This is a genomic window from Clostridium sp. CM036, assembly GCF_055081135.1.
Map to the genome: position 1 here is coordinate 3,485,662 of NZ_CM143652.1, position 21,677 is coordinate 3,507,338.

Consider the following 21,677-nt stretch of genomic DNA (forward strand, 5'->3'; position numbering starts at 1 on the left):
GAGATAACTAATTAAAGGGAGGGATAGAAATGCAGTGGTACAATACAGATGAAAATGAAGTGTATAACACATACAGAAATATTAGTGAAGATATTTTTGAGGGGATTGATGAAGAATACGTAAATGAAAGTGCAAAATAATGATAGTTTGGTGTTGTGAATGAAAAAAACCTATATTTTTATAATCGGTGTAATTGCATTAATGTTTATAAGCACTTCTTCAAGTTTAATAAATACAATAATATATTCTATAGCTATAGTTCCGTTAGCTATTCTACTAGGAGATCAAACCACTAGCATTTCAGATTATATAGGGCAAAAAAAAGGGGGGCTTTTAGCTGCTACAGTAGGCAATGTTCCAGAGCTGATGATGGGAATATGGTCAATAAAGTATGGAATGATACCTATGGTTCAAGCTTCTTTAATTGGGTCAATTGTAAACAATATGCTTTTGGGTCTTGGAATTGCGGTAGTGTTTGGAGGATTTAAGTTCAGGCAGCAGAATTTCAATAGGATAATAGCACGAACAAATTTCAATATGTTACTATTGGCCTTGTCCTCCATGGTAGTTATAGCAACATTAAATAGATACTCTGTAGTTAAGGACTCGGTACTTATATCCATAAGTGTGAAAGTCGCTTTTTTACTGATAGGTATTTATATCTTAGGACTAATATTCTCATTGTATACTCATAACAATTTGTTTGTTGTAAGCGTGGATAAAGAAGAAAAAAAAGTTGTCGTGAATAAAAAAGTTATTGAAAGTGTAATGATTTTAATTTGTATATCTGTATTACTTTATTTTATAAGTGATAAGCTAATTTATAATATTAGAGAGTTTACTAAAAACTATAATATATCCCAAGAGTTCATAGGAATAATTTTAATTCCACTTTTGGGCAATATAGGAGAAAATGTTTCTACAATAATGTGTGCAATGCAAAACAAGGTAGATATGAGCTTAGAAACAGCTATAGGATCAAGCATCCAAATTTCACTTTTTGTTACCCCTGTGCTTGTAATATTTTCTTGCTTTATGGGTTTAAATATGACACTTCTATTTCCAACCTTTCACATAATAATGTGTAGTATAGCTGTAGGTATGTCTTTTTTAGTCTTTCAAGATGGGAAAACCTATTGGCTAGAAGGAAGTATTTTAATTACTACCTATATCATAATTACTTTAGCATATTATTATATTGTCTAGGTAAATTCAGATAAATAACAAGTTGCAGCTTTGACTTGTTATTTATTTTAATGCACCTAAGCATAAATAGATATATATAATAATATAATTAAACTAAAAGGTGATTATTTGGCACATAGAAGAGTAATTCAGAATTATTACGATGATGTAAATAATTTAGCAGATATTTTAACTAAACTAGTTAGTTCTTATAGGCTATTAATAGGTGGAGCAGATGAATTAAATAAAATTGCACTATCTAAAAAAAGTGAGGTTAAGGATGCATTAAAAAGAGCTGATAATTTGGGGGATATTATAGACGAAACAATAAAGGTGCTAGACGATGCGGGTTATAGTTATATGTCTTATTGCAAAATTAAGACCGAGGTTATGAACTGCAAGATTCAAACAGAGTATATAGAAACAGAGATTGACGAGGAGCTAAGGTTAAAAGATTAATTATCTCCTACGGAGCTATTAAGCATCTCCTGTTATAAAATTGTGGACTTTCCTTCTGAGATGAGATGTCGTTAAAAAAGTGTGAGAAATATTATATTTCTTACACTTTTTTTATTTGAAATTTACTTACCATAAGATAAGAGAGTATAAATATTATAATAATAGTAAGAGGGAAATTGTGTGGAGAATTTAAAGTCACGAAAGCATAGAGTGCTAAAAGCATTCCAGAAATAGTAATAGGGATACCAGTATAAACATTATTAAATTTAGAGTTATTATATCGTGCTAGTCTATATGCACCAGCTACAGGGAAAACTAAAAAACAAATATAACCCAAATAGCCTAAGGAAATGAAATTATATAAATTATATATAAGCAAAGAAGGTGCAACGCCAAAAGATACTAGATCAGCTAATGAATCCAATTCTTTTCCTAAAGCGCTAGATACTTGTAAAAAGCGTGCTACTTGGCCATCATATCTATCCATAAAACCAGCTAATAATATAAAAATTACAGATAATTTGTAATTAGCTTGAAAAGTCATTAGCAAGGATAATAAACCAAAAATTAAATTTCCAAAAGTAAGAATATTGGGTATAGAGGATTTATTCACTAAATATCACTCCTAAAATAATAAAATTTCACTAATATATTAATATAAAATCATACTTTAAATTATACATCATATTATAGAAACATTTAAGTATGAAATCATAAATTTTATTATTGGGTGGTCAAGGAAAAATATAATAAAAAAATATTAATATTAACATTTATTTATGGTTAAAATAAAAATATTAGTAATTTTTATCTAACATAAAAAATTAAGAAGGAGGAATATAAAATGAAAGTTTCTGAAATAATGACTAAAGACGTTTTAAGTTTATCTGTAGATGATACTGCAAAGCATGCAGCCGAGCTTATGAAAGAACATAATATAGGATCAATTCCTGTAAAAACAAAGGAGAAAGTGATTGGTATTGTAACGGATAGGGATATAATACTTAGATGCGTGGCAGAAGGCAAGGATGTAAAAACGCAAAAAGTTCGAGATATTATGACTTCTAACCCAGTAGTAGGAGATCAAAATATGAATGTGGATGATGCTATTAGGATTATGAGTGAAAGGCAAATAAGAAGGCTACCAATAACGGCAAAGGATCAATTAGTTGGGATGGTTTCGCTAGGGGATGTGGCATTAGAACCAAAGCTTCATGAAGAGGCTAGGGACGTACTCAGTGATATTTCTATCCCATGCACACAGAATATTTAATGAGAATGTTAAAAAATAAATAAAAAATGTAATTTATTAGCGCAATTATATGTTAAATTACTATTGACTTTTATTTTATTAACTAAAAATCCACAGGAAAGGTAAATCTTGTGGATTCATTTTTAAAGAGGTATAATGTTTATAAATAACATATTAAATTTAAACGGAAATAGGGGAGAATGTAATGAACAAGGTAAAATTTATTTATAATCCATATTCTGGAGAAAATACTATAGCATCAGATTTAGATAAGATAATAATGATTCATCAAAAATATAAGCACACGATAGTGCCATATAGAATATGCAATGAAAATCCTATATCAGATGCTTTTTTTGATATAGACAAAAATTACAAATACATTTTAATAGCAGGTGGAGATGGAACTTTAGATACTGTAGTAAATGAGATGAAAAAAAAGAATATTGATTTACCTATAGCAATTCTTCCCGCAGGTACTGCAAATGATTTTGCAAATTATATAGGAATGCCTCAAGATGTTGAAAAGGCATGCAATCAAATATTAACAAGCGATGCAAAAAAAATAGATATAGGGAAAATAAATGATAAATATTTTCTGAATGTAGCGAGTGCAGGTTTATTTACAGATATATCACAAAAAATGGATATGGATCTAAAAAACACTATAGGAAAACTTGCATATTATATAAAAGGAATTGAACAGTTACCTAATTTTAGAAAACTAAAAATAAAAGTTAGTTCAGATGAAGTTTCTTTTGATGGAAATATGTATTTAATGTTAGTGTTCAATGGACAAACTGCAGGAAATTTAAAATTTGCATATAAAGCTAAGGTGGACGATGGACTTTTAGATGTAATTATAATAAAGGCTGGAAACATGAAGAATATCTTAAATATTTTTATTAAAATGATTCGAAATGAGCATTTAGAAAATATAGAAGGAATTGTTTATTTTAAAACTGATAGATTAGAAATAGAATGCTTCGAAGGTATTGGTACAGATATAGATGGAGAAAGAGGACCCGATTTCCCACTCCTTATAGAATGTGAAAAAGGTGGAATATCTATATTAGGTACTAAAATAAAGTAAATTAAGCATAATATCAAACATAAATTAATAAATATTAATAGTAGCAATTTTAGGAGAGTATATGAATGAGTATATATTTTTTACTGCTGTTGATAGTGTTTTTTTTATTGTATGAAGGTATAATTTCTAGTTTGATTTATGCACCTAAAAAAATTAAAATAATTAGTGTTATTGCTTTAATTTTAATGACGTTTAGATACATAGCTTTAATAATCCTTTGCGTTATAAAAAATCAAAATTATTTATATTTATTAAAACCTTTGGTATTCACAAATTTACTTAGCATACCAATATGTGGCGTTATTTCAGTGTTTATATTTGCAAGAAACAATAAAATTAAACTTAAAAAGATTTTATTTATCTGCTTAATGTTGTCTGTAGTATACTGCATTATGATATATAAATCTGCTTCAGATATTAATGTATCAATCCTTTGTGGATACATTATAGAATTACAACTAGAAGGTTATTGTTATATTGGACTACTTATAATAAATTCAGTTTTTATTATTAAAGGTATAGAACTTTTTAACAAAACATATTCTAATAAAATAGGATCAGCAATAATAATAATATCTTCTATTGTTACAATTATTTCAGTAATTCTAACTTCAATAAATGGAAATCTCCCATGGTTATTGCTAGGCGATATTTCTTGGATTATAACCATAGATTATGGATTAATAAAGTTTAAAAAGAAAAGGCAAAATGGTTAATGTTATAGCACCACAGGTGAAAATTTTAAAAGCATATATGACTACAAAAAAATGTAGTCATATATGCTTTTTTATTTTCTAGTTCTAGCTTTTTTGCTAGGACTAATTTTTGAGTCAGTTTTTGAAACGGTTGTTGAAATAGTATTTGAAACGGGTTTTGACCCGGTCTTTAAAGGATTTACTTTAGAATTTTTATTCCCTTTAAATTTGGAATTAGTATTTGCCTTCATAGGTCTTGGCGGTATTAATGATTTTTTATCAAAACCAATTAAATCTTCCCTATGAGCTTTTATTAGTGCTTCTTTTACAATATTATAGTTATCTGGATTTTTAAATTGCATCAGAGCCCTTTGCATATTTTTTTCTTTTTGCTCAGTTGGAACATAAACCTTCTCATTCGTGAAAGGATTAATTCCGGTGTAAAATATTGTGGTAGATAAACTCCCGGGTGTTGGGTAAAAGTCTTGGACCTGTTCTGGAGTATATCCCATTTCTTTTATATATTCTGATAATTTAATTGATTCATTTAAGTCACAACCAGGGTGGCTTGACATAAAGTATGGAACTAAAAATTGATTTTTATCCAATTGTTTATTTGTCTGCGAATATTTTTTAACAAAACGGTCAAATACCTCTTGCTTTGATTTTCCCATTTGGTCTAGTACCTTGTCGCTTATGTGTTCAGGTGCTACTTTTAATTGTCCGCTAATATGATGTTGACACAATTCTTCAAAAAACTTAGGGTTTTTATCAAAAATTAAATAGTCATATCTTATTCCAGAACGAATAAAAACTTTTTTAATGTTTGGAATTACTCTAACTTTTCTTAATAAATCCAAATATTCAGTGTGGTCGATAATAAGATTTTTACATGGAGTTGGAAACATACATTGTTTATCTCGACATACACCTACTTTTTCTTGGATTTTGCAAGCTCTATGTCTAAAATTTGCAGTAGGTCCACCAATATCGTGAATGTATCCTTTGAAATTTTTTAAGGTAGTTAAAAGCTTTGCTTCATCTATAATAGAGTGTTGGCTTCTATTTTGAATAACTCTACCTTGATGAAAGGTTAAAGCGCAAAATGAGCAGCTACCAAAACAACCTCTATGGCTGGTTATAGAAAATTCAACTTCAATTATTGCAGGAATACCGCCCTTATCTTCATATATAGGATGATATGTTCTAGTGTACGGCAGACCATAAGTTATATCCATTTCATTTTGCGTTAAAGAAATTTGAGGAGCATTTTGTACTACATATCGATCATTATGTTTTTGTATTACTACTTTTCCTCTTATGTCATCCTGTTCCAAAGACTGTAATTTATAGCTTTCTGCATAAGCATTTTTATCAGTGGAAACAGTTTCGAAAGAAGGTACCTCTATAAAGTCTTTAAGTTCACTAATATCTTTTGAAGCGTAGACAGTTCCACGAAGGGTAGTCATTTTATCAATACTCATGCCATACTTGAAAAGATTAGCCATTTCAACTATAGTTTTTTCTCCCATACCATAGATTAGTAAATCTGCTTTAGCATCAATTAATAAGCTTCGTCTTACTTTATTAGCCCAATAATCGTAATGGGCAAATCGCCTAAGGCTGGCCTCTATTCCACCAATTATAATTGGAACATTTTTAAAAGCTTCGCGAGCGCGATTACAATACACAATTACTGCTCTATCTGGTCTATGACCTGACTTGCCACCTGGTGAATAAAGATCAGTGTGTCTTTTTTTCTTTGCTGCAGTATAGTGATTAACCATAGAATCTATATTACCTGAATTTATAATAAATGCATATTTAGGTTTTCCAAGTTTTCTAAAATCATTAACGCTTTCCCAATTAGGCTGCGCGATAATACCTACGGTAAAGCCTTCTCTTTCTAAGGTTCTTCCGATTATAGCAGTTCCAAAGGAGGGATGATCAATATATGCATCCCCTGTAATTATTATAAAATCTAATTGAGATATATTTCTTTCTTTCAAATCATTCATGCTAATAGGTAAAAATTGTTTATTTGATATCATTTAATCCTCCTAATAGACTAGTTGAGAATTGATAGTGGAAAGTTGCGAGTTTAAAATATAGTTTAATATTTTTCAGGTTTTCATAAAAACCAACCATAACCCTCAATTTTCAACTCTCAAATTAAAGCTAGTTGTCTTGTATTAACTGTATTTAATAATATTAACATAACTATTGAAAAATATGAACTGTAAAAGTTTATAAATGTTAGATTGTGATTATAAAATGTCGAATTTTAAGAGAAAATAAGCATTTTAAGGTAATAACAAAAGATAACTCACTAGAGTATTTTAAATATTATAATGCAGAAATTTAATTCTAAAAATATACTGTGTTACTTAATTAGATTATAGTAGCATAGTGTATTTTTTTTGGAATTTAGAACAAACTATTAATGTTAATGAAATTTATAGATTGTTTTCTAAGGAGGAATTAATTTGAAGAGTAAAAAGCAATTATTTAAAAGATGTAGTGCTGTGGTTATGATAGTTTTAATTACATATTTTGCAAATGAAATTTACCTTAATATTTCTAGTATGAAAGTTATGGCACAGGTTTACAAATATGGCGCGCGCGGTGAACAAGTTAAACAAATTCAAACTAAACTAAAACAATGGGGATACCATAAGGATAGTGTTGATGGAATATATGGTTACAATACATATCTTTCTGTTAAGGCATTTCAAGGTAGTAATGGATTAGATGCAGATGGAATTGCAGGAAAACAAACACTTGCGGCCATGGGTATTTCGGTTAGTACATCAACTCCAGGTGGATCAGCTTCCGGCCAAAACGTAACAAATAATAAGGATGTGGATTTAATAGCTATGCTCATAAATGGGGAGGCTAGAGGAGAACCTTATGAAGGTCAGGTGGCTGTTGGAGCAACAATTTTAAACAGAACAAGAGATGCAAGATTCCCGGCTACAATAGCGGGAGTAATTTATCAACCAGGGGCATTCACAGCTATAGTCGATGGACAAATAAATGCAAAACTTGAAGAAAGCTCCGTAAGGGCTGCAAGGGATGCAATAAATGGATGGGACCCCTCAGATGGAGCAGTATTCTATTTTAATCCTGCAACGGCTACTAATAAGTGGATATGGTCACGCACACTTATAAAAGTAATTGGTAAACATAGATTTTGTAGCTAGAATAATCATAAAATAGTAGTAGAAAATTTCTACTACTATTTTATATGCATTATTCTTGCGTGCAATATTTAATTATTAGATCTAGAGTACATAATATGGAATCCATATGAGTCCTTTCATATCCATGTGAAGCGAAAATTCCGGCACCAATTAAAGCGGTTTTAATATCCCATCCAGCTATTAGAGCAGCAGAAGCATCAGAACCATAGTGTGGATAAATATCTATTTTATAATCTATGTTTTCTTTTTTGCATATATTTGTTAATTTTTTCCTTAGATCTAAATCATAAGGGCCTGTTGAGTCTTTAGCGCAAATACAAACACTATACTCAGATGAATTTTGATCAAGACCAGGGCAACCCATATCTACTGATACAAACTCTTTAGTATTTTCTGGAATTGATGCAGAAGCTCCATGTCCAACTTCTTCATAATTACTAATAAATATATTAGTTGTATATGGAAGTTCAATGTTATTTTCTACTATGTGTTTTATAGCATAAAGGAGAATTGCAACTGAAGCCTTATCATCTAGGTGCCTAGATTTTATAAAACCTTTTTCGGTAAAGAGTGTTCTCGCATCAAAGCAAATGAAATCACCGACGCTTAAGCCTAATTCCTCCACTTCTTTTTTTGAAGAAATTTTTTCATCAAGAATTACTTCCATGTTTTCAGGGGTTCTTTTAAGTTCACGAGCATCATTACCACTAATATGCACTGAAGGTTTTGTGCAATGGATAGTTCCGGTGAAGGTTTTGCCATCAATAGTTTCTATGGCGCAGTTTTCACCTTCTATTGAATTCATCATGTATCCACCTATAGGATCTAATGCTAAAGAACCACTGGAATTAATATTTTTAACCATTGCACCAAGTGTATCCACATGAGCAGAAAGTGTTCTTTGGTAATCGTTATTTTTGCCTTTTAAGGTGATTACAATTGCACCTTTATTAGTAATGAAATGGGGTGCGTTTAGAATATTAAGCTCATCATTTATATAGTCCATAATTTTTTGTGTATAACCTGAAGGACTAGATATTGATAAAATGTTCTTTAAATAGTATTTAATTTTATCTTCATTATAATTCATATTATCACTCCTTAAAATGGAATCAGTATAAGTTTAATTTTACCATAAAAGGTACTTAATTGGAAATGAGATATTAAGCTAAGTTAACAAATAAGCAAGAGTGAATAGGGGGAAAGTATAGGAATATTAGATTCTTTGTAGTATAATATGCTTGAGTAGAAAAGGAGATTACATATGAAGAAAAAAGCGATTATAGTATTAGGAATTTTAGTGTTGTTAGGTGCAATTATATTTACTAGCTACTCTTATTTTAAAGTAAAACAATGGGATTCTTTGATTTTGCCTAAAATCAAAATAGAAGATGAAGACTTAACAGGTAAAACTAAGGAACAAGCCCAAATAATAATGAAGGAAAAGTACTCAAGTAAGGTGATTAAGAAAAAAATTACAATAGTAAATGAAGATAAAAAATATACCTTGGACTATTCAATGCTAGACGCAAAATATAATATTGATGAAGCTATAAAGCAGGCAATGAGCTATGGAAGTGACATGAATATGTTACAAAGATATAAAGCTATTAAAAATCCTGATGATAAGCAAATAAAGCTGACCTTTGAATATAATGATAAGGCTGTTGATAAAATATTAGAGGAAATGACAAAAGATATAAATAAAGATCCAGTAAATGCAACTATAACTATGGTTAGCAGTGGAAACTTTAGTGTTACAAGTGACGCTTATGGAAAGCAGTTAGAATCAGTAAAATTGAAAAAAGAAATTAAAAGTAAAATAAATGGTCTTCTCTCGGGAGATGATATAAGTATCACGGCTCCAGTAAAGAAATTAAGTCCTAAAGTTACGGAAGCTTCCTTAAATGCGATAAATACAAAAATTTCAAGCTATAGTACGAACTTTGCAAGTTCACAAGAAGGCAGAGCTACAAATATAGAGTTGTCTACTAAAAGTATAAATGGGACACTACTTATGCCAGGAGATGTCTTTAGCTTTAATGGAATTGTAGGAGAGAGAACTGCAGCAAGAGGATATAAAACCGCTGGCGTAATTGTTGGAGATAAATTAGAGCAAGGGTTAGGTGGGGGAATATGCCAGGTTTCATCTACTCTGTATAATGCAATGCTTACAACTGAAATTCTTTCTGTAGAAAGAATTCATCATACAATTTCTTCGGGTTATATCCCAAAAGGACAAGATGCTACAGTTGATTATGGCAATCTAGATTATAAGTTTAAAAACACATTTGAGTATCCAATATACATTGAAGGTGTTATATCAAACAGAAATCTCTCATTTAACATTTATTCTAATTCCACATTAACTAAAAGAACTTATGAAATTGTAAGTGAAGTATTGGAAGTTACTCAGCCAAAGACCGAAACAATACAAGATCCAACTAAGTACGAGGATGAAAAAGAAATTGTTAAGACGGGTTATGCAGGATTTAAAGTCAAAGTGTATAGAAAAACTTACGAAAATGGTAAGCTAATTGGTACACAGGTTATAAATAATGATACATTCAACGTTATTAATGGAACTATAAAAGTTGGTACTAAGAAGAGAGCATAACGTTTAATTAACGTTATGTTCTCTTCTTAATGACATTTCAGAAGATGATTTAATAAAAAAACTTAAGAAGGAGAATGAAAAATATGGATTACAAATTGATATGTATAGATATGGATGGTACACTTCTAAATGATAAAAAAACTATTAGTGAAAGGAATCTTAGCGCTATAAGGCTAGCTAATAAAAAGGGCGTAAAGATTGCGGTATGTACGGGAAGAATTTTTGCCTCTGCTGATTTTTTCTCGGATCTCTTGGGAGTTAAATCACCGGTAATAGCTGCGAATGGTGCTTATATTAGGGAAAAAGATAGAGATGAAGTAGTTTACAATGAAGCGTTAGGTGTGGAAAAATGCGAAAAACTGCTATCTGTGTTTAAAAAGTATGAGATTTATCCGCATTTTTATACGAAAGACATGATTTTTACGGAAAATTTAACATATTCTACATCTTTTTATGCGGGAGTTAATAAAACACTACCAAAGGATAAGCAGATCAAAGTAGTGCTCGTGAAGGAGTGGAATGAGATATTTAAGAAATATGAAACTGAAATTTTTAAAGGTATAGGGGTAGATGAGGATACAGAAAAAATCCGAAAAGCAAAAATATCATTAAGAGATATGGATAATTTTGAAGTGGTAAGCTCTCATTTCGATAATTTTGAAGTAACAAATAAGGGAGTATCAAAGGGAAATGCGGTTAAGATTTTAGCTGATTATTATGGAATAAATCGTGAACAGGTTATTTGTATAGGAGATAGTGAAAATGACTTATCTATGATTAAAATTGCAGGACTTGGAGTTGCTATGGGAAATGGAGATGGGTTCGTGAAAGAAGCTGCAAAATATATTACTGATACTAATAATAACGATGGAGTAGCGAAGGTTATTGAGAAATTTGTGCTAGAAGTGTAATGGTAAGCCTTTCATTCCATCCTTGAAAGAGTGGAATGAAAGGCTAATTTTGAGTTGTAGGAAGTTATTCCAGTCAACTTCAATGATTAGGCTTTATTTTCTATCCATTTAATAAATTTTTTTGCTTGAATTCTAGCATAAATGGGATATAAAAAGGGTAATATTCTATTAAGGCCAAGGGTGACTGCATATGCCTTTGATGGATATATAGATTTTTTATTTTTTTCAATACCTTTTATTATGCTTTCAGCAACTTTATCTGCTGTCTGAACTGGCCAAGGTACTGGTGCTTTATCTCCAGCTCTTTTAAAAAAGTTAGTACTTGTAGCAATAGGATAAATTAATGAAAGTCTGCCTTTATCTCTAATTTCATAATTATGGACGCGTCCAAAGCCATCTATTGCACTTTTGGTAGAACAGTATAAGGAATATCCTGGTAAAGGGACTTTACTAACAGCCGAACAGGTAATGGCTACATGATATTCTTTTCCTTTATTGAGTTTTTTCATTTTTTCAAAAGCATAAATAGGGGAAATTACATTAGTTTTAAATATATCTTCAATGTGACCCCAATCTGGCTCAAGTATTTCTTCACAATAGGCAAAACCTGCATTAGCTATAAATATATCCACATGACCTAAAGTAGCTATTGCATATTCAAACAGCTTATCCATCTCTTCCTTATTAGATACATCACAGGAATATGGTATTACATAGGATCCGAAGTTATTTATTTTTTCTACATTTCTACCAACTGCTATTACATTTGCATTATACACACCTAATCTTTTTAATACCTCATTGCCTATACCCGAAGAGGCACCTGTGAGTATAATATTCTTATCTTTAAAATTCATTTAGTTTACCTCCATATAGAGAATTGTCATTACAGCTGCCTGCTTACTACATAAGTCATTTCTTGTAAATTAAACATTCCATCATGAGATGTGCCTGGATAGTGCCTAGACATAAAACCTGGCTTAGTTACAATGCTTACTCCAAGTTGAGTCATGTTTTCAATAATTTCAATATCAGATCCATTATAACCCATAGTTTGAAGGTAATCTTTAATGTTTTTTTCTACATAATTATAAAGTTCTTCCTTACTTTCATAAGGGCTAACAAAAATAAATCTATTAAAGCATCTATCTATATCTTCTTTATCTGGTAATGTTTCATTTAAAACTACTGTATAGTCAGCATTCTTTGAAGAATATACTTTTGTTTCATTTTTCAGGCCATATTTCAATAAGCAATATTGCCTATCTTGTATTGTTTTTACTGAGTTCCATGGATTCAAGTATGCTTTAGGTAAAACACTTGATAAATTCTCTAGGGACTTAGCAAGCTCAGAAGCAAAAAAAATCCTGTCTATATCTTTATTTATAAAAATAATTCTTGGAGATAAACAAGCCTTTTGTTCCCAAAATACAATATCGCTTCCTATATTTTGGGCAACAACTTCCAAGTCTTTTTCTTCATCTATTACCTCGAAACTAATTTTAGGACCATGCATAATAAGATGTGTTTGATGTTTAGCACATAATCCAGCCATTATTCCACCAGAATATGCTCCGCCCCAATGTACTACACAATCACTTTCTTTTACTAAAGTTTCATATATATTTGAGGAGGAACTATCAAAATAAGTTACTGAAAGTCTATCCTTTATACTGCTATCAATTTCGCATAGACTTTGATAAAAAGCATATGCAAAATATGGTTCATCTCCTGATACTTTAACTATATTACAATTCTTTGATAATAAGCCCATAGAGATACTTACAGGTATTACGATGAATGCATTACCAGATACGTTATGGAAAATTAATCCTCTAGGTTGTCTATGGCAATACCCATAGCTTGTTTCTGCCCAATTATCAAGTACATCACTATCACCTAGTTCTTCTGAAATTTCTTTTTCAATGTTCTCTCTTAAAAGCATTGACATACTTCCTTCAAGTTCATAGGCTACAAGTTGCGGACTTTGATTGGTTATTGTAGCCAAAGCATCAATATGTTTCTGAGAATATTCTCTATTTAGCCATAGTTTAGCACATTTATCTAAAGTTTCTATAGTTCTTTCTGTAGATATATCATGAGCAGCTTTCTTATTTGAATTAAGTCTTTTTATCTCGCTAATTATCTGTTCTTCATCTGTACAATTTAATTCTAGCTTTAACCCATTTATATCTTTTTCTAAAATTGTCTTTCCTACTGTATATTCAATTCTCATTTTTTACCTCCTGATACATTAAGTGTTGCACCACAGCCTTTAGCCTCTGCTCCTTTAACTCTTCCAAGAATCTTTATGGTCATTTCATCTTTGCCACAATCTGGGCATCTATTTGTAGAAACTATTTCTCCAATATCATCTACAAGCACGGATGCACCTGCAAAAGTATCAGTACCATATGCATTTAATACTTGAATAAATCCTTTGTTTCCAACTTTATTTAATGGATTAAGAGTCTTTACATCTCTTATGATTACTCTTCCCCAGCTAGGTACATGGAAGAGGTAATCCTTATGCTTCTTTGAATAATGACCTGTTATAACGAAACTATTTTCTGTAAAAGAATATGAATCAATAAAATTTTCTTCCGGTACTCCGAGAAAACGTGATACAGTTTCTACAAATCTCCATCTCTCAATTTTATTCCCAATATTTACAGATCCCTTTCTACCATCCCAACCACCTCCTCCAGTATGAATTAAAACATTCTTTCCAAGGTTAACAGGCTCCATTTTATCCATTAAATATTCAATAGTATTATAAAATATTAGGGTGGACCCTCCAACTAAAAGATAATCTTCTTTATTATTATGATTAGTAATAAACTTCTCAAATTCATCTATATCTACTTGGAAATTACCTTCAAAAGGCTTTAATAAGAAAAGTGTACTTTTACCAAAATCAAATAAATCAAGGAGGTTTCCAATATAGGACTCTGTTGGTTTATCACACAAATTCTCACTATTATGCATTCTCATTACTTCTGGTTCTGGATAAAAAACACATTCATAATCAAATCGAGGTCGAAGTGTCTTTTTATCGCAACGCATCAATTCCTGGATTTTTAAAAGATCTGGAAGATTTCTTCCAACTACACTAGGATCTCCGCTTGTACTACTAGAAACTGTCCACTTTTCAAGATTCTTTGTATTTATTCTAAGAAGATTTGAATATAGCCCTGATGACTTTTTAAAAAGGGTGGTCGCAATAAAAGGAACATGATTAATATCCTCTTTTGTATTTAGATCTCGGCTTGGATTGTATGATTCATTGTCACAAAGCAACTTATATGCACTGCATTGCTCATATTGATTTATAACATTACTTCTAAAATCTTTAAAATAATTATATTTACTCATTAAGTACCCTCCTATTTTACTATTGAAAATCATAAACTAATGGATATTTATTCCGTATGCATTGAAGTATAGTTGAAAATTAGTTGTTTGTTAAATTTATATTTTAAGAATATTTATCTTACTATAGTTCAAAATAGGAACTTCACAGAGGGTATGCTTACTTTTACATAGAATTAATCCAATTTAATGTGTAGAGTGTTAGTTGACTAATTCACAAATATAACCATAAAATACATTGAATCACTAAAAAGTTACTTGATTGGGAGGGGTTTTCTATTAAGACTTTGAGAGGGAAAATTGCAGTGTTTTACATAGTTCTAACTATAATTATTACTTTAGTTAGTGCTGTATCAATTTATAATATATTTGAAGTAAGAAGATCAATAGATAATGTTGAACTGGATAGTTACAAAATTGTAGATTCATCAAATAATATGGATGAATGCATTGATAATCAACTTAAAGCAATATTTCAAAATAATTACCAAAATGGCGTTAATTTATTTTATGATAACAATCAAAAATTTTATATGTATTTTAATACGGAAAGTGCCCGAGTTACAAATCTAAATGAGAAGATATTAATGGATAAAATCAATACAAACTATCTTAAATTTGTAAAACTCTATTCTCAAATTGATACAAAAACCAATACCGTTGATTCTATTAAAACTCATAATTTATCAATAATTTTATCTGCTAATGATGTGAAAAAAGACCTAAGAGATATTGTTGAAATTAGAAAAAAAACTATAATTAAAGATAAAATTAAAGTTAAGCAGGTTAGCTTTTTTTGTATTTGCGTTAATCTATTATCTATTCCCATAATAATAATAGGCTTTATTATATCTATTTTTTATATAAATCGGGCACTGAAGCCTATAAGAGCTCTTATCCGTACTATTCAATCCGTTAAAAATGGGGATTTAAGCACTCAAGCTCCCGTATTTTATAACGATGAAATAGGAACGCTTGCTGCTGAATTTAATGAAATGACTAGAAAGCTTTTTGAATATGAAAAAAGTAGTAAAGGCTCTTTAATGGCAGAGAAAAATAGATCTCTTACTATAGTTAAAAGTATTCCTGATCCAATAATAGTGCTGGATGTGAATTTTAGAATCATGCTTCTTAATAAGTCCTGTGAAAATTTTTTTAATATTAAAGAAAATGAAGTGGTTAACACACATTTTTTAGATAGTATTCGAAATTTTGATCTTTATGATCATGTTTTTTCAGTAATTAATAACTTGCAAAATGAAGAGAAAACTATAAAAGTGTCTACAAAGGGAAAAACATATTTTTTTAATACTACAGTAAATCCAATTAAAGATAGTAGTTTAGGAATAGATGGTGTAGTTATTTTGATGAAAAATGTTACTGAATTAAAACAATTAGAAAAAATAAAGATAGATTTTATTGATACTGTATCTCATGAATTTAAAACTCCGCTTACCTCAATTATGATTGGTATTGAACTTATTCATGATAAACATATTGGCAAGCTCAATGAAAAACAAGTAACAGTGTTAGACACCATAAAAGAAGATGGTGAAAAACTTTCAGATTTAGTGACTAATCTTCTTCGGTTATCTCGTATTCAATCTGATAGAACTATTTTTAATATTAAACCTTGTAATATTAAAAATATTATAGAAAATTGTTGTAAATCCTATGAGGCACAAGCAAAATCTCTGGGTATTAAAATGAACTATGAACAAAAGAAACTTCCTCTTGTCCTTGGTGACAAGGAAAAATTAGAATGGCTGTTAAATAACCTAGTCTCAAACTCCTTTAAACATTCTAATTTAGGAGATGTGATATCCATAGGTTCTTATTTGAAAAACAATATGGTTCATTTATTTGTCAAAGACACTGGTGAAGGAATGCCAACAGAATATAGAGATAAAGTTTTTGAGAAATTCGTGCAAATTAAAAGTAATGATTATTGGTCTGGGAGCGTAGGTCTTGGACTTTCTATTGCCAAGGAAATAGTGGATGCCCATAAGGGAACTATATGGTGTGAAAGTGAACTTGATGTGGGTAGTATCTTTACATTTACCCTTCCTATTTCTAGAAATAAAAAGGGGCGTGCTTTATGAAAAGTAAAATTTTAGTTGCAGATGACACAAAAAATATAAGGGTGCTGTTAACAACATGTTTAGAATCACGAGGATGTGAGGTTATATCTACAGGTAACGGAAAAAATGCACTTGAAATAATAATTGAAGAAAAGAAAGATTTAGATCTTATATTTTTAGATATTAGAATGCCAGAAATGACTGGTACAGAGGTTTTAAGACAAATACGATCTATGAATATATCTTGTCCAGTAATTATTATGACAGCCTTTGCCACAGTGAAAAATGCTATAGATTGTACAAAACTTGGTGCTGTAACTTATCTTCAAAAACCCTTTTCTGTTAAAAGGATAGATTCACTGCTAAAGGATTTAGTTAAAATAAAGCCCGAACTTATAGAAGGGGTTAAGGATGAAAACTATTATATTAATAAAGCTGAAAATCAAATGGCTAAAGGTAATTGTACTCAAGCATTAGGAAGTTTAAAAACTGCACTTTATATTAATCCATACAACGGCAAGATATATGGATTAATAGGGGAGTGTAACCAGTGTGAGAAAAATTATAAAGAGGCTGAAAGATTTGCTGCTATAGCAAAATTATTTTAAGACTTCTACATATATAGGATTAAGTGTATATGAAAGTTATGAAACTCTTGATTAGCAAGGGTTCAGAACTTGTTTATTTATAATAAACATTGGAAATATGTATCGGATTTTGCTATAATGTAGTTTAGATGAAATAGTTTAAAAAAACTAAAGGAGTATTTTACTATGAGTAATAGGTATTTACATTCAATAAGAAGTGATTATAAGGGAGATATGGATAAGAAAAGAGATTTTAAGAAGATTAAGAAGTTTTTTAGTATACATAAAAAAGATGAATATACCTTAGATAATCAAACATGGGACGATTTAGATATGAATAAGGTGTACGAAAAATTGGATAGAGCATATAGTAGCCCTGGAGAAGCCGCTTTATACACAATGCTTAGAAATCCTTTAATGAATGAAGAAAAATTGAAAAAAAGGGGGAAACTAATTCAGTCATTTAAAGAAAATGACAGATTAAGAGAAAGCCTTCAGTGCATTTTCCTTGAATTAGGTAGTGATATAAAAAATAGTTTTCTAGATATGATTGAAACTGACCTTATAATAAATAAAACTAAATATTATATTTATACTTTTATCGGGAAGATATTACCATTAATAGCGATCTTGCTTGCGATATTTGTGAATATTAAATTTATGATAGTTTTGTTTGGAATCGCGTCTATTAATATGCTAATAAACTCTTCGGAAGTAAGGCAAATTAAATCTAATGGCATTTTTTATCTGCAAAAAAATATTAAGGCAGCTAAAAAAATTGTAAGCATAAATAATAAAGATATTGTTTATTATAAAGATAAGATAACGATAATGCTTAAATCTGTAAAGGATATAGATAGAAACATAAGATTAATAGGATTTATAAATATGTGGCAAGGATTGTTTGAATTTATATCTGTTATATTTCTCCTTGAAGAAACTGCTTATTATTCTATATCTCATAGGATAAAAGAAGAAAAAGAAGTTTTAATGGACCTTTACGGTGCAGTTGGTGAAGTAGAAGCCTTAATTTCTATCGCGGGTTATAAGCATAATTTAGGTGAGCAGTATGTAAAACCTAAGTTTATAAAGCAGGTTAAGTTAACTATAAAAGAGGGAATACATCCTCTTATAGACAAGGCTGTTGCAAACTCAATTAACATAGAAAATGGAGGTATTGTGCTTACGGGCACAAATATGGCAGGGAAGTCGACTTTTCTAAGAATGCTAGGGGTAAATATAATTTTGGCTCAATGCTTTGATTTTGTTTTGGCTAAGAGTTACGAAGCTCCTTTTTTTAACATAGTTACATCAATTAGCCCTAATGATGATTTAACAAAGGGAAAAAGTTTCTATATGGCAGAGGCGGAAGCAATTCTTAGAATAATCAAAGCGCTAGAAAAGGATGCAGCTGTATTTTGCCCAATAGATGAGATATTTAGGGGTACAAACCCAATAGAGAGAATTTCAATGTCGGCGGAAATACTAACATACATAAACAATGGAAAATCTGTTTCTATTGTAGCGACTCATGATAGAGAATTAGTGAACATTCTAAAAGAAAATTATGAGTTTTATTATTTTAGTGAAAAGGTTGATACGAGTAAAGGATTAAGTTTTGATTATAAGATAAAAAAAGGAGTTTCTCAAACAAGAAATGCTATAAAACTTTTAGAGTACATGGGTTATCCAAAGAAAATAATATCTAGATCGTTTAAAAGAGCTGAGACCATAGAGAAATTATTATAGTAGCACCACAGGTGATGATATAACCCAGAGAATGTAGACTAGCTGCATCTTTACTATTAGCTATACTTAGGGTAATATGGTTTTAGATATTTATATGTTTTATACTGAAAAAGAAGGGTAAGGAGGATTTATTGTGAATTTAAATATAGTTTTATTTCAACCGGAAATTCCACAAAACACTGGTAATATAGGAAGAACTTGCGTACTAACTGATTGCAAACTTCATCTTATAAAACCTTTAGGATTTAGTTTAGAGGAGAAGCAACTTAAAAGAGCGGGACTCGATTACTGGCCTTATTTGAGTTTAGAGATACATGATACATATGAAGCTCTTAGAGAAAAATATAAAGAGTCAACTTTCTACTATTCTACAACAAGAGCTTCAAAATTATATTCAGATGTAAAATATAAAGACGGGGATTTTATAATTTTTGGTCGAGAGTCATCAGGCCTTCCAGATAATGTTCGTGGTAGCGATCCTGAAAGGTGTATAAAAGTGCCTATGATAAATAGCACAACTAGGTCCCTTAATCTTTCCAATACAGTAGCTATTGTGACATATGAAGCACTTAGGCAAATAGGGTTTAAGAATATGAAATAAGGTGCATAGCAATTAACAACTGTTATATCCCCAAGAGACGAACAAGGAGATAGGAATGGAAAAGATTAAAATCATAACAGATAGTACGTGCGATTTAAATAAAGACATTATTGATAAGTATAATATAGAAGTTTTACCACTACTCGTGAACATAGAAAACAAAACTTACAGGGATGGCGAGGATATTAGTTTACAAGAATATTTATATAAAATGAATAATTCTGAGCAGTTCCCTGTGACCACTCAGGTAAACCCACATAGATTCTATGAATGCTATAAAAAATATTTAGATGAGGGATATAAGATAGTTTCTATTCATTTATCTTCAAAAATGAGTGGGACTTATCAATCTTCATGTATGGCTAAAAGCATGTTATCATCAGAAGATATTATCACAATTGATAGTTATAATGTTACATCAGGTCTTGGAATTTTGGTTTTAAAAGCCTGTAAATTAAAAGAAGAGGGATGTAATATATTTGAAATAGAAGAAAAAGTTAAACAAACAATACCTCATGTGAAAAGTGCGCTTGCTTTTGATTCATTAAATAATTTAGTTAAAGGTGGTCGATTGTCTAAAACTGCTGGAGCGATAGGCGGGCTACTCGGGATAAAATTAATTTTAACTGTAAAAGATGGTGAAATGGCCGTAATAGATAAAGTTCGTGGAAGCAAAAAAGCAATAAAAACTATTTTGAAAAATTTAGAGCAAACAGGGACTAGAAGTGGAGAGACAAGTATTCTATTGCAAGCTAGTGACCGAGATATTCTAGGAAGTTTGAGGTCTCATATGAGTGAACGTGAAATGGACTTTATAGAATGCTCGGTTGGATGCGTTGTGGGGACACATGCAGGTGAAGGTGCCTGTGGCATTTTTTACGTTGAAGAATATTAAAATTTTTACTAAGTGAATAAAAAGTGAGGAGGTTAAGCGTATGGTACATATTTATGATACTATAATTATTGGCGGCGGACCTGCAGGATTATCTGCTGGCATTTATGCATCAAGATCAAAAATGGACACTTTAATTATTGAAAGAGGAGAGTTTGGTGGACAGGTTGCTACAACTAATGAAATAGATAATTACCCAGGCTCTATTGAAGATTGTACAGGAGCATCATTAAGCAAGCGAATGAAACAGCAAGCGAAGGAATTTGGAACACAATTTGTTAAAGAAGAGGTTATGCAAGTTGAGCTCGAAGGCGACATTAAGGTAATCAAATGTATGAGAGAAACTTACAAGGCTAAAACAATTATAATTTCCTCAGGAGCGAGCCCAAGACTTGGTGGATTTAAAAATGAAATAGAATTAAGAGGGAAAGGAGTTTCTTATTGTGCAACTTGTGATGCTGACTTCTTTGAAGATTTAGACATTGCAGTGCTAGGAGGCGGAGATTCAGCTATATCTGAAGCTATATACTTAACTAAATTTGGGAAAAGTGTTACGGTAATACATAGAAGAGCAGAGCTCAGAGCTGCTAAGTCACTTCAAGAAAAAGCTTTTAATAATCCAAAAATAAAGTTTGTTTGGAATACAGTAGTTACGGAGGCTAAGGGCGAAGAAAGCTTGGAGGGATTAGTACTTAAAAATATTAAAACTGGTGAAACTCACGATTTAAAAGCAGATGGATGTTTTGTATTTGTAGGATACCTTCCAATTTCGGAATTGTTTAAAGGGAAGATTACCATGAATAAACGAGGCGAAATTATCACTGATGAAGAAATGAGAACTAATATACCTGGAGTATACGCTGCAGGAGATATAAGAGTAAAATTACTAAGACAAATAATTACAGCAGCAGCAGATGGGGCAATAGCATCTACCCATGCTGAATATTACATTGAAAATATGATTTAATTAGTTTGTAAAT

20 protein-coding genes are annotated in these 21,677 nt (G+C 30.6%); 14 read left to right on the forward strand and 6 right to left on the reverse strand.

The window, feature by feature from the left end:
* Positions 1-159 precede the first annotated feature (159 nt).
* On the forward strand, positions 160-1,206 hold the full coding sequence (gene cax / locus ACWJKE_RS16495; RefSeq protein WP_165412673.1) for a calcium/proton exchanger: 1,047 nt from the start codon (positions 160-162) through the stop codon (positions 1,204-1,206).
* Positions 1,207-1,314: 108 nt separating this feature from the next.
* Positions 1,315-1,644, forward strand: coding sequence for a hypothetical protein (locus ACWJKE_RS16500; RefSeq protein WP_216301877.1), 330 nt, complete (start codon positions 1,315-1,317; stop codon positions 1,642-1,644).
* A 100-nt stretch (positions 1,645-1,744) separates the two neighbouring features.
* Here ACWJKE_RS16500 and pssA read toward each other — a convergent pair whose 3' ends face one another.
* Positions 1,745-2,257: a CDP-diacylglycerol--serine O-phosphatidyltransferase gene (pssA, locus tag ACWJKE_RS16505; protein WP_462959024.1), complete on the reverse strand. Its 513-nt coding sequence runs from the start codon at positions 2,255-2,257 to the stop codon at positions 1,745-1,747.
* Positions 2,258-2,488: 231 nt separating this feature from the next.
* Between pssA and ACWJKE_RS16510 the strand changes: the two genes are divergently transcribed.
* The 3 genes from ACWJKE_RS16510 (at position 2,489) to ACWJKE_RS16520 (ending at position 4,705) form a co-directional block, all read left to right on the forward strand.
* Positions 2,489-2,917 carry a CBS domain-containing protein gene (locus ACWJKE_RS16510; protein WP_216301879.1) on the forward strand — a complete coding sequence of 143 codons (429 nt, stop codon included), beginning with the start codon at positions 2,489-2,491 and terminating at the stop codon, positions 2,915-2,917.
* Positions 2,918-3,101: 184 nt separating this feature from the next.
* Positions 3,102-3,989 carry a YegS/Rv2252/BmrU family lipid kinase gene (locus tag ACWJKE_RS16515; RefSeq protein ID WP_220319577.1) on the forward strand — a complete coding sequence of 296 codons (888 nt, stop codon included), beginning with the start codon at positions 3,102-3,104 and terminating at the stop codon, positions 3,987-3,989.
* Positions 3,990-4,054: 65 nt separating this feature from the next.
* Positions 4,055-4,705, forward strand: coding sequence for a hypothetical protein (locus tag ACWJKE_RS16520; RefSeq protein WP_462959025.1), 651 nt, complete (start codon positions 4,055-4,057; stop codon positions 4,703-4,705).
* Positions 4,706-4,776: 71 nt separating this feature from the next.
* Here ACWJKE_RS16520 and ACWJKE_RS16525 read toward each other — a convergent pair whose 3' ends face one another.
* The gene (locus tag ACWJKE_RS16525) at positions 4,777-6,732 is read right to left on the reverse strand and encodes a YgiQ family radical SAM protein (RefSeq protein ID WP_462959364.1); all 1,956 of its coding nucleotides are present in this window, start codon (positions 6,730-6,732) and stop codon (positions 4,777-4,779) included.
* A gap of 438 nt (positions 6,733-7,170) precedes the next feature.
* On the opposite strand from ACWJKE_RS16525, the gene sleB reads away from it, so the two are divergent.
* Complete coding sequence (gene sleB, locus ACWJKE_RS16530; protein WP_369811880.1) at positions 7,171-7,887, forward strand: spore cortex-lytic enzyme; 717 nt, start codon at positions 7,171-7,173, stop codon at positions 7,885-7,887.
* Between the two features lie 49 nt (positions 7,888-7,936).
* On the opposite strand, the gene ACWJKE_RS16535 is transcribed toward sleB, so the two are convergent.
* The gene (locus ACWJKE_RS16535) at positions 7,937-8,977 is read right to left on the reverse strand and encodes a M42 family metallopeptidase (protein WP_216301882.1); all 1,041 of its coding nucleotides are present in this window, start codon (positions 8,975-8,977) and stop codon (positions 7,937-7,939) included.
* Positions 8,978-9,151: 174 nt separating this feature from the next.
* On the opposite strand from ACWJKE_RS16535, the gene ACWJKE_RS16540 reads away from it, so the two are divergent.
* A complete protein-coding gene (locus ACWJKE_RS16540) occupies positions 9,152-10,504 on the forward strand; it encodes a VanW family protein (protein ID WP_462959026.1) in 1,353 nt (450 codons plus the stop codon).
* Between the two features lie 83 nt (positions 10,505-10,587).
* The gene (locus ACWJKE_RS16545) at positions 10,588-11,415 is read left to right on the forward strand and encodes a Cof-type HAD-IIB family hydrolase (protein ID WP_216301884.1); all 828 of its coding nucleotides are present in this window, start codon (positions 10,588-10,590) and stop codon (positions 11,413-11,415) included.
* A gap of 86 nt (positions 11,416-11,501) precedes the next feature.
* Here the strand turns inward: ACWJKE_RS16545 and ACWJKE_RS16550 are convergent, their stop codons facing one another.
* From ACWJKE_RS16550 to ACWJKE_RS16560, 3 genes are read right to left on the reverse strand one after another with little or no spacing between them, the layout of a single operon-like run.
* On the reverse strand, positions 11,502-12,272 hold the full coding sequence (locus ACWJKE_RS16550; protein WP_216301885.1) for an SDR family NAD(P)-dependent oxidoreductase: 771 nt from the start codon (positions 12,270-12,272) through the stop codon (positions 11,502-11,504).
* A 29-nt stretch (positions 12,273-12,301) separates the two neighbouring features.
* Positions 12,302-13,651 (reverse strand): acyl-CoA reductase, encoded by a 1,350-nt coding sequence (locus ACWJKE_RS16555; RefSeq protein WP_216301886.1) that lies wholly within the window; start codon positions 13,649-13,651, stop codon positions 12,302-12,304.
* Positions 13,648-14,790: a LuxE/PaaK family acyltransferase gene (locus ACWJKE_RS16560; protein ID WP_216301887.1), complete on the reverse strand. Its 1,143-nt coding sequence runs from the start codon at positions 14,788-14,790 to the stop codon at positions 13,648-13,650. Before ACWJKE_RS16560 ends, ACWJKE_RS16555 begins: the two co-directional genes overlap by 4 nt.
* Positions 14,791-15,092: 302 nt before the next feature.
* Here ACWJKE_RS16560 and ACWJKE_RS16565 point away from each other — a divergent pair, with 302 nt between their 5' ends.
* The 6 genes from ACWJKE_RS16565 (at position 15,093) to trxB (ending at position 21,664) form a co-directional block, all read left to right on the forward strand.
* Entirely contained in the window at positions 15,093-16,889 is a 1,797-nt protein-coding gene (locus ACWJKE_RS16565; protein ID WP_462959027.1) for an ATP-binding protein, read from the forward strand.
* Positions 16,886-17,476 (forward strand): response regulator, encoded by a 591-nt coding sequence (locus ACWJKE_RS16570; protein WP_220286097.1) that lies wholly within the window; start codon positions 16,886-16,888, stop codon positions 17,474-17,476. Before ACWJKE_RS16565 ends, ACWJKE_RS16570 begins: the two co-directional genes overlap by 4 nt.
* A 165-nt stretch (positions 17,477-17,641) precedes the next feature.
* A complete protein-coding gene (locus ACWJKE_RS16575) occupies positions 17,642-19,204 on the forward strand; it encodes a MutS-related protein (RefSeq protein WP_462959028.1) in 1,563 nt (520 codons plus the stop codon).
* Positions 19,205-19,337: 133 nt separating this feature from the next.
* On the forward strand, positions 19,338-19,805 hold the full coding sequence (locus ACWJKE_RS16580; RefSeq protein ID WP_216301890.1) for a tRNA (cytidine(34)-2'-O)-methyltransferase: 468 nt from the start codon (positions 19,338-19,340) through the stop codon (positions 19,803-19,805).
* 55 nt (positions 19,806-19,860) lie between these two features.
* Entirely contained in the window at positions 19,861-20,700 is an 840-nt protein-coding gene (locus ACWJKE_RS16585) for a DegV family protein (RefSeq protein WP_216301891.1), read from the forward strand.
* A 40-nt stretch (positions 20,701-20,740) separates the two neighbouring features.
* A complete protein-coding gene (trxB, locus tag ACWJKE_RS16590) occupies positions 20,741-21,664 on the forward strand; it encodes a thioredoxin-disulfide reductase (RefSeq protein ID WP_462959029.1) in 924 nt (307 codons plus the stop codon).
* Positions 21,665-21,677 lie beyond the last annotated feature (13 nt).

Coding starts and splice junctions, on each gene's coding strand:
- ACWJKE_RS16545 (WP_216301884.1), top strand. CDS start 10,588: ATGGATTACAAATTGATATGTATAGATATGGATGGTACACTTCTAAAT.
- ACWJKE_RS16555 (WP_216301886.1), bottom strand. CDS start 13,651: ATGAGAATTGAATATACAGTAGGAAAGACAATTTTAGAAAAAGATATA.
- cax (WP_165412673.1), top strand. CDS start 160: ATGAAAAAAACCTATATTTTTATAATCGGTGTAATTGCATTAATGTTT.
- ACWJKE_RS16515 (WP_220319577.1), top strand. CDS start 3,102: ATGAACAAGGTAAAATTTATTTATAATCCATATTCTGGAGAAAATACT.
- trxB (WP_462959029.1), top strand. CDS start 20,741: ATGGTACATATTTATGATACTATAATTATTGGCGGCGGACCTGCAGGA.
- ACWJKE_RS16575 (WP_462959028.1), top strand. CDS start 17,642: ATGAGTAATAGGTATTTACATTCAATAAGAAGTGATTATAAGGGAGAT.
- ACWJKE_RS16570 (WP_220286097.1), top strand. CDS start 16,886: ATGAAAAGTAAAATTTTAGTTGCAGATGACACAAAAAATATAAGGGTG.
- ACWJKE_RS16560 (WP_216301887.1), bottom strand. CDS start 14,790: ATGAGTAAATATAATTATTTTAAAGATTTTAGAAGTAATGTTATAAAT.
- ACWJKE_RS16520 (WP_462959025.1), top strand. CDS start 4,055: ATGAGTATATATTTTTTACTGCTGTTGATAGTGTTTTTTTTATTGTAT.
- ACWJKE_RS16550 (WP_216301885.1), bottom strand. CDS start 12,272: ATGAATTTTAAAGATAAGAATATTATACTCACAGGTGCCTCTTCGGGT.
- ACWJKE_RS16510 (WP_216301879.1), top strand. CDS start 2,489: ATGAAAGTTTCTGAAATAATGACTAAAGACGTTTTAAGTTTATCTGTA.
- ACWJKE_RS16585 (WP_216301891.1), top strand. CDS start 19,861: ATGGAAAAGATTAAAATCATAACAGATAGTACGTGCGATTTAAATAAA.
- ACWJKE_RS16535 (WP_216301882.1), bottom strand. CDS start 8,977: ATGAATTATAATGAAGATAAAATTAAATACTATTTAAAGAACATTTTA.
- ACWJKE_RS16540 (WP_462959026.1), top strand. CDS start 9,152: ATGAAGAAAAAAGCGATTATAGTATTAGGAATTTTAGTGTTGTTAGGT.